14 protein-coding genes, 1 tRNA gene and 1 pseudogene are annotated in these 15,036 nt (G+C 32.0%); 5 read left to right on the forward strand and 11 right to left on the reverse strand.

The genetic code is table 11. The features are described from left to right. Positions 1 to 46: 46 nt before the first annotated feature. From BM024_RS01460 to BM024_RS01475, 4 genes are all read right to left on the reverse strand, one after another. Positions 47 to 1,981 (reverse strand): DEAD/DEAH box helicase, encoded by a 1,935-nt coding sequence (locus BM024_RS01460; protein ID WP_090677671.1) that lies wholly within the window; start codon positions 1,979 to 1,981, stop codon positions 47 to 49. Between the two features lie 97 nt (positions 1,982 to 2,078). Then, the gene (locus BM024_RS01465) at positions 2,079 to 2,654 is read right to left on the reverse strand and encodes a non-canonical purine NTP diphosphatase (protein ID WP_090677672.1); all 576 of its coding nucleotides are present in this window, start codon (positions 2,652 to 2,654) and stop codon (positions 2,079 to 2,081) included. 3 nt (positions 2,655 to 2,657) lie between these two features. Continuing rightward, a complete protein-coding gene (recG, locus tag BM024_RS01470) occupies positions 2,658 to 4,760 on the reverse strand; it encodes an ATP-dependent DNA helicase RecG (RefSeq protein ID WP_090677673.1) in 2,103 nt (700 codons plus the stop codon). Between the two features lie 98 nt (positions 4,761 to 4,858). Beyond that, positions 4,859 to 4,933, reverse strand: a tRNA-Val gene (locus tag BM024_RS01475). Between BM024_RS01475 and BM024_RS13875 the strand changes: the two are divergent. Then, positions 4,929 to 4,997: pseudogene (locus BM024_RS13875) on the forward strand (SWIM zinc finger family protein); the annotation flags it as partial. The gene BM024_RS01475 and the pseudogene BM024_RS13875 sit on opposite strands and share 5 nt — an antisense overlap. On the opposite strand, the gene BM024_RS01480 reads toward BM024_RS13875, so the two are convergent. From BM024_RS01480 to porX, 4 genes are all read right to left on the reverse strand, one after another. Then, on the reverse strand, positions 4,984 to 5,358 hold the full coding sequence (locus BM024_RS01480) for a DUF4258 domain-containing protein (protein ID WP_090677674.1): 375 nt from the start codon (positions 5,356 to 5,358) through the stop codon (positions 4,984 to 4,986). The pseudogene BM024_RS13875 and the gene BM024_RS01480 sit on opposite strands and share 14 nt — an antisense overlap. Before the next feature lie 63 nt (positions 5,359 to 5,421). After that, positions 5,422 to 6,618, reverse strand: a complete 1,197-nt coding sequence (locus tag BM024_RS01485; RefSeq protein WP_090677675.1) for an alanine dehydrogenase — start codon at positions 6,616 to 6,618, stop codon at positions 5,422 to 5,424. Between the two features lie 2 nt (positions 6,619 to 6,620). After that, entirely contained in the window at positions 6,621 to 7,034 is a 414-nt protein-coding gene (gene tsaE / locus BM024_RS01490; RefSeq protein WP_090677676.1) for a tRNA (adenosine(37)-N6)-threonylcarbamoyltransferase complex ATPase subunit type 1 TsaE, read from the reverse strand. After that, positions 7,035 to 8,585 (reverse strand): T9SS response regulator signal transducer PorX, encoded by a 1,551-nt coding sequence (gene porX, locus BM024_RS01495; protein ID WP_090677677.1) that lies wholly within the window; start codon positions 8,583 to 8,585, stop codon positions 7,035 to 7,037. A 168-nt stretch (positions 8,586 to 8,753) separates the two neighbouring features. Here porX and BM024_RS01500 point away from each other — a divergent pair, with 168 nt between their 5' ends. The 4 genes from BM024_RS01500 to BM024_RS01515 all read left to right on the forward strand — a co-directional run bounded on the left by BM024_RS01500 (position 8,754) and on the right by BM024_RS01515 (position 12,731). After that, positions 8,754 to 9,758, forward strand: a complete 1,005-nt coding sequence (locus BM024_RS01500) for a glycosyltransferase family 2 protein (RefSeq protein ID WP_090677678.1) — start codon at positions 8,754 to 8,756, stop codon at positions 9,756 to 9,758. Further along, the gene (gene coaE, locus BM024_RS01505; protein WP_090677679.1) at positions 9,758 to 10,339 is read left to right on the forward strand and encodes a dephospho-CoA kinase; all 582 of its coding nucleotides are present in this window, start codon (positions 9,758 to 9,760) and stop codon (positions 10,337 to 10,339) included. The genes BM024_RS01500 and coaE overlap by 1 nt, the downstream gene beginning before the upstream one ends. 77 nt (positions 10,340 to 10,416) lie before the next feature. Then, complete coding sequence (locus BM024_RS01510) at positions 10,417 to 12,003, forward strand: sensor histidine kinase (protein ID WP_090677680.1); 1,587 nt, start codon at positions 10,417 to 10,419, stop codon at positions 12,001 to 12,003. A gap of 5 nt (positions 12,004 to 12,008) precedes the next feature. Then, positions 12,009 to 12,731, forward strand: coding sequence for a response regulator transcription factor (locus tag BM024_RS01515; RefSeq protein ID WP_090677681.1), 723 nt, complete (start codon positions 12,009 to 12,011; stop codon positions 12,729 to 12,731). A gap of 70 nt (positions 12,732 to 12,801) precedes the next feature. Here BM024_RS01515 and BM024_RS01520 read toward each other — a convergent pair whose 3' ends face one another. From BM024_RS01520 to BM024_RS01530, 3 genes are read right to left on the reverse strand one after another with little or no spacing between them, the layout of a single operon-like run. Then, positions 12,802 to 13,743 carry a LysR family transcriptional regulator gene (locus tag BM024_RS01520; RefSeq protein WP_090677682.1) on the reverse strand — a complete coding sequence of 314 codons (942 nt, stop codon included), beginning with the start codon at positions 13,741 to 13,743 and terminating at the stop codon, positions 12,802 to 12,804. Between the two features lie 40 nt (positions 13,744 to 13,783). Further along, positions 13,784 to 14,401, reverse strand: a complete 618-nt coding sequence (locus BM024_RS01525) for a hypothetical protein (protein WP_090677683.1) — start codon at positions 14,399 to 14,401, stop codon at positions 13,784 to 13,786. Positions 14,402 to 14,418: 17 nt separating this feature from the next. Continuing rightward, entirely contained in the window at positions 14,419 to 14,913 is a 495-nt protein-coding gene (locus BM024_RS01530) for an RNA polymerase sigma factor (RefSeq protein ID WP_090677778.1), read from the reverse strand. Positions 14,914 to 15,036: the final 123 nt, after the last annotated feature.

Here is a 15,036-nt window from a genome sequence, read left to right on the forward strand (position 1 = left end):
AAAGATATTTTACAGTTTAAAGTGTTATTTGATAATTTTTAACAAATTAATCTCTGCGTGTGCGTCTGCTTGGCGCTGAAGAGCTTCTTTCGTTTCTAGGTTGACGTATTTGGTCTCCTTTACTTCTGTCAGAGAATCCTCTACTACCACCTGATGAGTTACGGTCAGAACTTCTGTCAGAGAAACCTCTTCCACCACCTGATGAGTTACGGTCAGAACTTCTGTCAGAAAAACCTCTACTACCACCTGATGAGTTGCGATCTCCGCTTCCTCCTCTGTCGAAACGTGGTCTGTCTGATCTTCCTCTGTCAGAAAAACCTCTGCTACCACCTCCACGGTTGTTGTGGTCTCTTCTGTTGTTGCTTCTTCCTCCACCATCGTTACTAGATACTTCAACGTTTACTTTACGTCCGTTGTAATCTGAACCATTAAGCATTTCCATTACTTTTTCAGAATGTTCAGCTTCAGTGTTAAAGAATGAGAATCCATCTTTTACATCAACTTTGAAAAGATCGTCTCTCTCTAATTGTAATGTATCACGAAGATAATCTTTTAGGCTCATCCAGTCTAAACCGTCTTTAGCTCCCAAGTTAATGAAGAACCTAGCTGCTCCGTCTGTAGGAACTTTGGCTGACTCACCTCTTGAAGAAGAAGAAACCGATCCTAATGAGTTAGAAGATTTTTTGTAGTATTCTAAGAATTTATTAAATTCTACAGAAACCATTTTTTTGATTAACTCTTCTTTATCCAAGTCTTTCAATACTTCTGTAATAGCAGGTAAATAAGCGTCTATATCTGAACTTACTTCAACATTGTTGATTTTGTTCGCTAAGTGTAATAATTGCGTCTCACAAATTTCAATTCCAGTAGGCACAGCCTTTTCAATGAATTTTGTTTGAATAATACGTTCAATCATTCCGATTTTACGTAGTTCGCTTTTAGTAATAATTACAATAGAAGTACCAGTTTTTCCCGCACGACCTGTACGACCACTACGGTGAGTATAAGTTTCGATTTCATCTGGTAATTGATAGTTGATTACGTGTGTAATATCATCAACGTCAATTCCTCTGGCAGCAACATCTGTTGCTACTAACATTTGAATTTGTTTTCCACGGAACGCTTTCATAACTCCATCACGTTGTGCTTGTGATAAGTCACCATGTAATGCAGCTGCATTGTATCCGTCTTCAATTAATTTTTCTGCAATAGATTGGGTATCTCTTTTGGTTCTACAGAAAATAACAGAAAAAATATCTGGATTACCGTCAGCTAGTCTTTTTAAAGCAGGGTAACGATCACGTGCACCTACTAAATAAAATTCATGGCTAACACTTTTAGAACCTTGATTTTTATGACCAACTGTAATTTCAGCAGGATCCTTCATGAAAACTTTAGCTATTCTAGCTACCTCTGCAGGCATTGTTGCTGAGAATAACCACGTGCTTTTATCTTCAGGGGTGTCTGATAAAATTGCAGTGATATCTTCATGGAATCCCATGTTTAACATTTCGTCTGCTTCATCTAGAACGCAGTACTGAATGTCTTTAATATTAACCATACCTCGGTTAATCATGTCTTGCATACGACCTGGTGTTGCGACAATAATATGAGCACCACGCTTGATTTCTCTAGCTTGGTCTGTTATACTTGCACCACCATAAATAGCTACCGTATGAAAGCCTTTTACGTATTTAGAATATTGCTTAATCTCATTTGCTATCTGTAAGCACAACTCCCTTGTTGGCGAAAGAATTAAAGCTTGAGTGTGTTTGGTATTTACGTCGATTTTTTGAATTAGAGGAAAACCAAAAGCTGCGGTTTTCCCAGTCCCTGTTTGGGCTAACGCAACTATATCTGTATCTTTTTCTAATAATAAGGGAATCGCTTTCTCTTGTACCTCAGACGGACTTTCAAATCCTAGATCTTTAATCGCCAGCAAAAGCGATTCATTCAATCCTAATTGTTCGAATTTATTCATATATAAATTTAAAATAGGGCACAAAGGTAGTTTTAATTGCTGAAATACACTACAATAAAAATAATTATTAATATTAATTTAATAAATTGGTTAAAAACTATTGAATTTTTAAGAATTCTATCAATTGTTTTAACGCTTTTGCACGATGGCTTACTTTATTCTTATCACTTAAACTGATTTCAGCAAAGGATTTGTTCATTCCATCTGCTTGAAAAATAGGGTCATAGCCAAATCCTTCGTTTCCTATTGCTTTTTTTAATATGGTTCCTTCTACTAATCCAGTAAAAAGTTTTTGTTCACCTTTGTAATGTAAAGCTATTACTGTTTTAAAATGCGCAGAACGATCTTGACTTTCGGTTAGGTTTAATAGGAGTTTTTCCATATTTGCTTTATCATCTCGGCTTTCACCTGCATATCGTGCTGAATATACGCCTGGAGCTCCGTTTAATGAATTTACTTCCAAGCCAGTGTCGTCCGCAAAACAGTCATAACCATAATGTCTTTTAATGAAATTTGCTTTCATTAAAGCATTTCCTTCAATTGTATCTGCTGTTTCTGGTATATCTATAACGCAACCTATGTCTTCAAGGCTTAAGATTTCGATGCCTTCTGGTAAAAGGCTTTTTATCTCTTTTATTTTATTCTTATTGTTTGATGCGAATACTAATTTCATGTTTTAACTTATATAATTCCAAATAGTACTCTTTTTAGATAGTTCTATTATAGTTTGTTTTAATTTTTGATGTTGTTCTATTTCTAAGCGCGGGTCTTCTTGTAGTAATTGTATCGCATGATGCCTTGCAATTTGTAATATTTCTTGGTCCTTTACAAGATCAGCTATTCTTAATGCTAATACACCACTTTGCTGTGTGCCCATTAGATTTCCTGGTCCTCGGAGTTTTAAGTCAACTTCTGAAATTTCAAATCCATCATTGGTTCTACACATCGTTTCCATTCTAACTTTTGAATCATTGCTAAGTTTTTCGCCAGTCATTAGAATACAATAGCTTTGTTCTGCACCTCGACCTACTCGCCCTCTAAGTTGATGCAATTGTGATAATCCAAAACGTTCTGCACTTTCGATTATCATAACACTTGCATTAGGAACATTTACACCCACTTCAATAACTGTTGTTGCTATCATTATATTGGTTTTTCCACTAGCAAAACGTTCCATTTCAATGTCTTTTTCTGCGGGAGTCATTTGTCCATGTACAATACTCACGCTATAATCGGGTAGGGGGAAATCTCTTGAGATTCCTTCGTAACCTTCCATGAGATTTTTATAATCTAATGTTTCGCTTTCTTGTATTAGTGGATATACAATGTAAACTTGTCGACCTTTTTGAATTTCATCTTTTACAAATTTCCAAACTCGCAATCTTTTGCCTTCAAAAAAATGTAGGGTCTGTATTGGTTTTCTTCCTGGTGGTAGCTCGTCTATAATAGATATGTCTAAATCGCCATATAAACTCATTGCTAATGTTCTTGGTATGGGTGTAGCAGTCATAACCAATATATGTGGAGGAATTATATTTTTCTTCCACAATTTGGAGCGTTGCTCGACTCCAAAACGATGTTGTTCATCGATGATGGCTAATCCTAGATTTTTAAATTTTACTTTATCTTCAAAAAGTGCATGTGTTCCAATGAGTATGTGGAGTTCTCCAGATTCTAACTTTTTATGTAGATCTCTTCTTTCTGCTGCTTTAGTAGAACCTGTCAATAATCGAACTTCCAGTCCTAGTGGACTAGCTAGTTCTTGTATTCCTATGTAATGCTGGTTGGCTAGAATTTCAGTAGGCGCTACAATACATGTTTGGTAATTATTGTCCAGAGCTATTAAGCAACTCATGAATGCGACTATGGTTTTTCCTGAACCTACATCTCCCTGAAGTAGTCGATTCATTTGTACTGGACGGCCCATGTCATTTCGTATTTCTTTAATAACGCGTTTTTGAGCTCCTGTTAGGGGAAATGGCAAGTGGTTTTCATAAAAACTAGTAAAGTAGTTGCCAACTTTTTCAAAAGCATGCCCTTTGATTCTGTTTTTTCTATTAATATTCTTTAATAATAGTTGTAACTGAATATAGAATAGCTCTTCAAATTTTAACCTAAACTCAGCTCTTGCTAAAAGTTCCGCATTTTTTGGGAAGTGAATTTGAATTAGTGCATGTTGTAGTGGAAGTAGGTTGAGTGTTTCTATTAGTTTTGGTGGTATGCTGTCTGAAAATAGGGTGTGAGTTTCAATGATAAGTTGCTGCATAAGCTTTATCATTGATTTATTGGAAATTCTTTGACTTAGTTTTTCTGTTGAAGGATATATAGGTTGAAGTCCTTTTTGTATTTGTTGTTGGTGTTCTTCCCATAAGTCTAGCTCTGGGTGAGGCATTGTAAAGGTCTTTCCGTATTGATTTAGTTTTCCAAATGCAACATAGGGTTCATTTAGTTTTAATGATTCTTGTACCCATTTTATACCCTGAAACCAAACTAGTTCCATTTCCGAAACTCCATCAGTAAAGATAGCTACTAGGCGCTTTCCTCTTTTTTGTTCTACGATTTTAATGTGTACAATTTTACCTATTACCTGCACCTCTGAATTGGTTGATATCAATTCGTTGATTTTATAATATCGTGTCCGGTCTATATATCTATTTGGATAGAGGCTAAGAAGGTCTTTGTATTTAAAAATTCCAAGTTCTTTTTTGAGAAGAGTACCGCGATTAGGTCCAACTCCTTTTAAGTATTCAATGGGGGTATCTAAAAGATTATTCTGCATATCAACAACTATAACGAGACGAAGATAGTAAGTTTTGAAACTATAAAAAACAGTTGTTTGTGAAAATAAAAAAAGCACCTTAATAGGTGCTTTGAAAGTGGGCGATGAGGGATTCGAACCCCCGACCCCCTCGGTGTAAACGAGGTGCTCTGAACCAACTGAGCTAATCGCCCCAATTGCAGTTGCAAATATAATGTAAATTATATCCTATGCAAGCACTTAATTAATCTTTTTTAACGTCGTATAGTAATACTCTTTCTTCATAATTAATCATTTCTACAGTAATCGGTTCATCTTTAATAGTTTTTCCTTTAATTACATATAGTTTTCCTTTTTCAACTTCTTTTTTACTTTCTGAAAAATCAATTTTTCCATTAGTTAAACAGTTGCGTATGTCTTCAATATCTATCCAATCTTCTGCTAATTTTTGCTCTGCAACATTGGAATATAGTAGTGGTTTATTTCTTAAGTCTTTTAATACTCTACAATTGGGAAAATAACAAAAACGAGTTTTTTTCTCACCAAAGAAGAATACGAGAAACATTCCTCCTATAAGTAGACCAAAAAGGTAATAAGCTAAACGTTGCGTAAATTTCATGATTGATATTTTTTTTGCAAAATTAGCAAATCAAAAGTTGAAAGCTACGATTTTATAATAATTTTAAAAAGCATAGAGCTTGATATCCCTAAAATCTAAATCAAACCAATCAGCGACTGCCTTATTAGTTACTATTCCCTTATACATATAGATTCCTGTATAAAGACTATTTTCGTTTGATAATATATTTTTTAATCCACCTGCATCTGCAAAATCGAGTAAGAGAGGAGTTACTATATTATTAATTGACATCGATGCTGTTTTAGAGTATCGGGAAGTAATATTTGGAACACCATAATGAATGACTCCGCTTTTTGTAATAGTTGGGTTTTCATGTGTTGTTAGTTCCGATGTTTCAAAACAACCTCCTGAATCAATAGAAACATCCATTATGATAGAATCTTTTTTCATGTGTTCTACCATGGTTTCCGTGACAACTATAGGAGATCTATTTTTGCCTTTTATGGCGCCTATTGCTACATCACAACGCATTAATGCTTTTAAAAGCACTTTTTCTTGGAGTGTGGATGTTGATATTCTAAATGGTAGATTGTTTTGTAAACGTTTTAATTTTTGAAGAGAATTGTCAAAGACTCTTACGTTTGCTCCAATTCCAATAGCTGTTCTAGCTGCATATTCAGCAACTATTCCAGCTCCCAAAATTACAACCTCTGTTGGTGGAACTCCTGTTATATTTCCAAACAATAGTCCTTTACCCCTATGAACGGTTGCCATAAGTTCTGACGCAATTAGTATAGATGAAATTCCTGCAATTTCACTCAGTGCATGAGATGCAGGAATACTTCCGTTTTTTTCTTTAATAAAATCTATACCTAAACTGGTGATTTTTTTTGATTGTAGTTTTTCGAAGTATGTTCTGGCTAAGGTTTTTAATTGTATAGTAGACCATAATACACTACTAGGTTTCATCCATTCTAATTCTTCAATTGTCGGAGGTGCTATCTTAACAACTATGGGGCAAGCAAATACTTTTTTGGTATCATGAGTGATTTCAGCTCCTGCTTTGCTGTATTCTATATCAGAATAGGAGGCAGCTTCTCCTGCTCCAGCTTCTAAAAGTACTCTGTGTCCATTATTTATCAGTGTATGAACTCCTTCAGGTGTTAGCGCTATTCTTTTTTCTGTAGAATGTTTTTCCTTTGGTAATCCGATGTATAATGAATCCTTTTTATGTTGAATCATTAAGCATTCTTCTTGAGGAAGTAAATCTTTAGAGCTAAAAGGGGTACTGATTGCCATGATTAATTGTTTAAAGTAAGCTTTCTACTTCCATCTTGGAGTAGATTTATTTTTATGGTGGAATGGGCTATAGGTATTAAGTTAGGTGTTTTTTCTGGCCATTCGATAAAGCACCAATTACCAGAATCCAAATATTCATCCAAGCCCATGTCGTAGGCTTCTTCTTCATCTTCTATTCTATATAAGTCGAAATGATAAACAGTGTTTCCTGTGGTTTCTGAGAGATACTCATTGACTATAGAAAAGGTAGGACTATTTGTAGGGTCTTTTACTCCTAATTCTTTAACTAGTTCTTTAATTAATGTTGTTTTTCCTACTCCCATTTCTGCATCAAATAAAACTACTTTATGCTCTAATTGTGTCAATAGTTTCTTTGCTATGCCTTCAATTTCATTTATAGTGAAAGTAAATTCCATTTATCTTGGGTTTAAAATTATAAAGGGAACAATCATCTCTTCTAATGAAATACCTCCGTGTTGATACGTATTTTTAAAATAGCTCGCATAGTAATTAAAATTATTTGCGTAGGCTAAGAAATAATCATTCTTTGCAAAAATAAATGAACTACTTAAATTAATTGCTGGTAGTTCTATTTTTTTAGGGTCTTTAACTTGATAAACATCTTTTTCTTCAAAAGTTAAGCTTTTTCCTGTTTTGTATCTCAAATTTAAGCTTGTTTGTTTGTCTCCAATAACTTTAGAGGGGTTTTTACAGTTAATTGTTCCGTGGTCTGTTGTTATTATTAATTTGAAACCGGCTAGTTGCGCTTGTTGTATTATTTCTAGTAAAGGGGAGTTTTGAAACCAACTTTTAGTAAGGGAGCGGTAGGCTTTGTCGTTAGATGCAAGCTCTTTGATGACTTCCATTTCTGTTTTAGCATGAGATATCATATCAACAAAATTATAGACTATACTAATTAACTTGTTGTCTTTTAATGTTTTGAAATTTTCAACTAATTTTTTTCCTTCTCGCTGATTGGTTATTTTGAAATAACTGCTCTTAATAGTTAACCTCAAGCGCTTGAGTTGTTCTTCTAAGAATTCTGCCTCGAATAGGTTTTTACCACCTTCTTCAGTATCGTTTTTCCAATATTCAGGAAATTGCTTTTCCATTTGTAAGGGTGTTAATCCAGAGAATATTGCATTTCTGGCATATTGAGTAGCAGTGGGTAAAATAGAGTAAAAACCTTTTTCTTCCTCGATTTTGTAATGGTTGTTTACAATACTTTCAAAAGATCTCCATTGATCAAAACGAAGATTGTCTATTACTATAAATAGTATGTTTTCATTTGATTTGATTTCAGGTAGCACCCATTTCCTAAATATTTGATGTGATAATACGGGACTATCTTCAGGATTTTGTATCCAGTTCTCGTATTGTTTCTCTATGAATTTACCAAACAGGAGATTAGCTTCAGACTTTTGATTATCTAATATAGCTATAAGGTTTTGATCTTCAATTTCTTCTAGTTTTATTTCCCAATATATAAGCTTTCTGTAGATGGATAACCAGTCTTCGTGTGTATTGGCATGCATAAGTTCCATCGAAATATTTCTAAACTCCCTTTGATAGCTTGAAGAGGATTTTTCAGAAACTAAACGAGAATGGTCTAGGTTCTTTTTTAAACTTAATAGTATTTGATTTGGATTGACTGGTTTAATTAGGTAATCTGATATTTTGGAACCTATTGCTTCCTCCATGATGTATTCCTCTTCGCTTTTGGTAATCATTATAATTGGTGTGGCAGAACGAATTGTTTTAATCATTTGAAGTGTTTCAAGTCCACTTAAACCCGGCATATTTTCATCTAAAAATACGACATCATACAGATTATCTTTAAATAACTCAACTGCATCTCTTCCGTTTGTAGAAGTTGTTACCTCATATCCTTTTTTTTCTAAAAAGATGATATGTGGTTTCAATAATTCTACTTCATCATCTATCCATAAGATTTTAATTATATTCATGTTTTAAAGATTTAATTGTATAAAAAGCGTAAAAACAAATAAAATCTTTTGATTTTCATTGTTAAATGCTTTAGAAGTTTAATAAATTATATTGATAAATATAGTCATCTATTTCTTTATTACAATACTAAACAATACATTTGTTAAATCTTTTAGTAAAAATTTATAATGTACTATTCTTTTATAATACCGGTATATAATAGACCGGATGAAATTCAAGAGTTACTTGAAAGTATGACTCGTCAAACTTATAAAAAAGATTTTGAAGTGGTTATTGTAGAGGATGGTTCTTCTAATGATTGTAAGGATATTATAGTTAATTATAGTGACCAATTGTCCATATCGTATTTTTTTAAAGAAAATTCTGGACCAGGAAATTCTAGAAATTATGGGATGAAAAGAGCTAAAGGTGATTATTTTATTATCTTGGATTCAGATTGTATTTTACCTATTGAATATTTGGAAGAAGTGGATACATATTTAACTCAAAAGTATGTTGATTGTTTTGGTGGTCCTGATGCTGCATTACCTAGCTTTACAGATATTCAAAAGGCAATTAATTTTACTATGACTTCTATTTTAACTACTGGAGGAATACGAGGTACTTCGGAAAGGTTGTCAAAATTTCAACCAAGGAGTTTTAATATGGGGATATCAAGAAAAGCATTCGAAGCCACTGAAGGATTCGGTTCTATTCATCCAGGAGAAGATCCTGATTTGTCAATTCGACTTTGGAACAAAGGTTTTAGCAGTGATTTGTTTCCAAATGCTTTTGTTTATCATAAAAGACGTATTGATTGGAAGAAGTTTTATCAGCAAGTAAATAAGTTTGGTAAGGCACGTCCCATATTGAACCAGAGATACCCTGAATATTCAAAACTAACGTATTGGTTTCCTGCTTTTTTTTGTTTGGGAATGATTGTTAGTCTTTTGTTGATTTTTGTTGGCGTCTATTTACCTATAGTATTTTATTTAACTTATTTAGTCACTTTAGCGATAGCTTGTTATATTAAGGAAAGAAGTATTAATATTAGTGTTTTAACAATAATGGCAACATTAATCCAATTTTATGGATATGGAAATGGTTTTTTGATTTCAACATATAAGTTGTTTGTTATAGGGAAAAGAGCTGAGGAAAGTATGCCAGAAATGTTTTTTAAATTGGAAAAATAATGACCAAAGTAATTTGTTTAACAGGTGGTATAGGTAGTGGTAAAACTACGGTTGCTCGCATGTTTGAAAAACACGGAATACCTGTGTATATATCTGATGAGAGAGCAAAATTAATTATGATGCAGTCAGAGATTATTCAACAGATACAAACTATTTTTGAAGAACCTGTTATTCAAGAAGGAATACTAGATAGAAAGAAGATTCGTGAATTAGTTTTTGATAACAAGGAATTGTTGGATAGGTTAAATTCTATTGTTCATCCAGCAGTGGCAAATGATTTTAAGGATTGGGTTAGGAGTCATTCAGATAAAGCATATGTCTTGAAAGAATCGGCTATTTTATTTGAAACAAATTCACAGTCTGCGTGTGAGAAGATAATTTTGGTTACAGCCCCAGAAGAGGTGCGAATTCGTAGAGTAGTGGAACGCGATGGAGTATCAAAAGAAGGAGTGAAGAAAATTATAAATCAACAAATTTCGGATTATGAAAAAGGGAAATTAAGTGATTTTATAATTAAAAATATAGATATAAAAGAAGTAGAAAAAGAGGTTTTAATGATTATCCGTGATTTTTTAAGTTAAAAATCATCTTTTCTTAAAAGTTAATTCTTTGTTAATAGCTATTTTATGCTATTTAAATATGTTAATTTTGATAAACAATGAATAAGATAAAGTTTCGAGTTTTAGTATCAGTCATGAGTCTTTCCTTAATAGGAATCATAATTGTGCAACTTTATTGGATTAATTCGTCCTATAAGAATAATGAAGAGCAGTTTCGTTTTCACGTACAACAAGTTATTGGGAATGTAGCCAATCAGATACAGCAAAATGAAGCCACCAATTTTTATAGAAAATATAATGAATTAAAAGATAGTATTGGGGTTCCTCCCAAACAGAGTGAGTTAAAGCAATTCATGTATGTGGAAAGAAATCCTAATACTAATGAACAAGTAATTTATTCTAATACTCTAGTATTAGAAGATTTTAATATAAAAAGGTCGTTCTTTGATAATCAACTTGACGATAGTATTAGCGTGAAAAATTTGGTATCTAAACGTAAAACCGAAATTTTTAAAGGAAATACGATTGATGAGACTAACACTGTAAATAGTACATTCCCAAGTGAAATTGTGGAGAAAACTGAGAATTTAGACATTTTAGATAAAGCTCAGTTTGATATTTATTTTAAAGATATAGTGTCTTTAAGAAGAATAGATGAGCGTATCTCTAAAGATGAGTTAAGAGATTTACTGCGAAATGAATTAAAACAATATGGAGTAACTGCAACTTTTGAATTTGGGGTATACAATAATGGCCTAGCGACAAAAGTAAAATCAGACGACTTTGTATACGAAAAAGGTTCTACATATGGGGTATCTATTCTAGCGGATAATGAAGGTAGAAGCAAGTATCAACTCTATTTAAGCTTCCCCAATAAGAGTAAGTATTTATTTTCTTCTTTGTTTGGGATTACAATGTTGTCGATATTGTTTACTATAGTGATTATAGCTGCTTATTTTAGTGCTATTAATCAGTTAATTAAACAAAAGCAGATTTCTGAAATCAAGACTGATTTCATTAATAATATGACGCATGAGTTCAAAACACCAATTGCTACTATCAATTTAGCTTTAGATGCAATTAGAAATCCTAAAGTAATTGGAGATCCTGAGAAAGTAGCACGCTATTTGCAGATGATTAAGGATGAAAATCGCAGAATGCATGCTCAAGTTGAAAATGTTTTAAGAATTTCTAAGCTTGAAAGAAGAGAGCTAGATATCGAAAAAGAAGGAATGGATGTTCATGAGATAATTGAAACTGCGTTAGATCACGTTAGTTTAATTGTCCAAGATAGAGGGGGAGAGATAAAGATGCATCTGAATGCTTTGAGAACAAATGCATTGTTAAATGAGTTTCACTTCACGAGTGTGCTAGTGAATATTTTGGATAATGCTATCAAATATTCAGCGGATTCTCCTAGGATTGATATTTATACAGAAAATATTAAAGATTATATTTTAATTAAAATACAGGATAAGGGTGTTGGAATGAGTAAATCAGCTCAAAAAAGAATTTTTGAAAAGTTCTATAGGGAGCATACAGGTGATTTACACAATGTAAAAGGACATGGTTTGGGATTAGCATACGTGCAACAAATTATTGAAGATCACAATGCTCAAATCTATGTAGAGAGTGAAAAAGGTATCGGTAGTACCTTTATTATTAAATTGCCATTAATAAATTAGTATATATGGAAACAACAAACAACAAAAGGATTTTATTAGTTGAGGATGACCCGAATTTCGGAGCTATCCTTAAGGATTATTTAGCAATCAATGACTTTGAAGTCACATTAGCTAAAAACGGAATGGAAGGTTTTGAAAAGTTTAAAAGAGAAACTTTCGATCTTTGTATTTTAGACGTTATGATGCCTTATAAAGATGGCTTTACATTAGCGAAAGAAATTAGAGAGAAAAACAAAGAGATTCCAATCATTTTCTTGACTGCAAAATCAATGAAAGAAGATGTTTTAAAAGGATATAAGGTAGGAGCAGACGACTATTTGAACAAGCCATTCGATTCAGAAGTTTTGCTAATGAAAATTAAAGCTATCATCCATAGAAAATCTTCAGAGATTAAAACAGATAATACGAAATTTGAATTTCAAATAGGTAAGTTCCATTTGAATTCTAAATTGAGATTCTTAACTTTTGAGAATGATGAGCCTATCAAACTTTCTCCAAAAGAAAATGAATTGCTAAAAATGTTAGCTGTTTATGAAAATGATTTAATGCCTCGTGAAGTAGCTTTAACGAAAATCTGGAGAGATGACAATTATTTTACATCTAGAAGTATGGATGTATATATTGCAAAATTGAGAAAATATTTGAAATTAGACGAGAATGTTGAAATTTTGAATATTCATGGAGAAGGATTTAGATTAGTAGTTAAGTCTAACGAAGACGCAAACTAAATAAAAAAAGGCTGTTTTAAATTTAAAACAGCCTTTTTTTATTTATTACTCTTCTATTCGAATTTCTATGTTATTTTTGTTTCTTAGGACTTATAATTTCTACATTATGAAATGCTATTGCACCTCTTATTATACCTGATATAGATTCTTGTAAAGCTTTTATTATTTGTATTTTTAACTCGTTTTGAGAGTATATTAAACTGATTTCCCTTGCAGGCTTTGGATCTGAAAAGTTTATTAAATTCTTCTTATCGTTTTCGCTTAAGCTCAATGTATGTAGATAAGGAAGTAGAGTATATCCAAATCCTTCATTTGAAAGCTTTACTAATGTTTCGAAACTTCCACTTTCTATTTTAAATGATTTAGTATCACCAAGTTTATCATTTTTACAAATATTGAGTATTCCATCTCTAAAACAATGTCCATCTTGTAATAATAGAAGATTTTTTAAATCTAAGGAGTTCGTGGAAATTTCCTTTACATCAGATTCTCTAAATTCTTCTGGTATATAGCCTACAAATGGTTCATAATATAGAACGCTTTCCATTAGATCTGGCTCTAATAATGGTGTCGCAACTATAGCTGCGTCTAATTGTCCGTTTCTAATGCGTTGAATAATATCTTCTGTAGTTAGTTCCTCAATAATCAAATTTACTTTATTGTGCCTGTTCGTAAATGATTTTAAGAACATTGGTAATAATGTAGGAGTGACCGTTGGAATTATTCCTAGGCGAAATTCTCCACCTATAAAACCTTTTTGTTGGTCTATCAAATCCTTGATTCTATCTGATTCATTAACAATTCTCCTAGCTTGTTTGATGATGATTTCTCCTATTTCAGTTGGTTGAATAGGTTTGGTTGTTCTATCAAATAACTGTACTTGTAATTCTTCCTCTAATTTTTGTATTTGCATACTTAATGTAGGTTGTGTAACAAAACTTTTTTCAGCAGCTTGTGTGAAGTTTTTATGTTCAGCTACAGCAAGAACGTATGTTAATTGTGTGATTGTCATTTATAAGGTATTTAAAAAGTACTTTCGTAAAGTTCGCAATTTAAATTGGGTCTTCATTTATTTTTTCAAGCTCTTTAAGATTCTTTGTAAGTTTCTTTAGTAATATTCCATATATTAACTTATAAAATAACCAGACTATTGCTATAAAAAACAAAGTTATTATAATAAAAACACCTATCAATACAAATATGTTTTTTGAATTTTCTGATAGTAGTGTTGGTTCATAATAACATATACTGAAAAACACAAAGCACAAGCTAATTAATATAAAGGCAATGTTTATATAAATATAATAGTTTACAGTTTTCTTTGTTTTGATTATTTGTGTCATTAATTCTTTGGAAGAAGAATAGACTTTTATCTTTCTGTAATTTTTATAAAATAGAAACACAAAAATAATAGATGTTAATATGCTTAAATATTCAAATTTATCTAGAAAAGATTCAACAAGGGGAATGTTTGTTTTAACTCCTTTATCGTTGGGAATAATATAACCGATTACATTAAGAATTATAAATTCAATAATGCTTATAATAAAAATCCACATCACTATAGATGATGATTTTTTATGAATCATCGATCTTATTTCTTCTTGTGTTAGTTTTGGAAATTTTTGATTTTCTTTCCAGTGTTTCTTTAGAATGTCTAATTCATCCATAATCGCTCTGCTCTTAATTAAGGGTTTAATAATTGTTTTAATTTGTTTTTAACCCTGTTCATTCTAACTCTTGCATTAATTTGTGATATTCCTAATACTTCTGAAATTTCTTGATAATCTTTGTCTTCAAGGTACATGAAAATTAGAGCCTTTTCAATGTCGTTCAAATTGGAAATACCCTTGTAAAGTTGCTTTAATTTCTCCTCTTCTTCATAATCATAATCTTTATATTCAAAACGATGTACCGTGGAGTCAAATTCTATAGTGCTAATTGTCCTTTTTTTCTTCCTAAATAATGAGATGGCTGTATTTAATGCTATTCTGTAGGCCCATGTAGTAAATTTGGAATCCCCTCTAAACTTTGGATATGCATTCCAAAGTTGTATTGAAATTTCTTGAAACAAATCCTTGTGAGAAGCTTCGTCATTGGTATATAGCCGACATACCTTGTGAATAAGATTCTGATTCTCATCGAGTAGATTTATAAATTCCAGTTCTTTGTTTGGATCCATAGCCATTAGACGTAATAACTAAAAATTGTTACACTCAAAAATAGCTTTTAATTTTAAAAAGGATAATGTTTTCTAAAATGAATTTTACTCTGAGATAAACTTCTTAAATTTGTGGTACTAAAA

The sequence above is a fragment of the Myroides guanonis genome, assembly GCF_900114085.1.
In the GTDB taxonomy this organism is placed as follows: domain Bacteria; phylum Bacteroidota; class Bacteroidia; order Flavobacteriales; family Flavobacteriaceae; genus Flavobacterium; species Flavobacterium guanonis.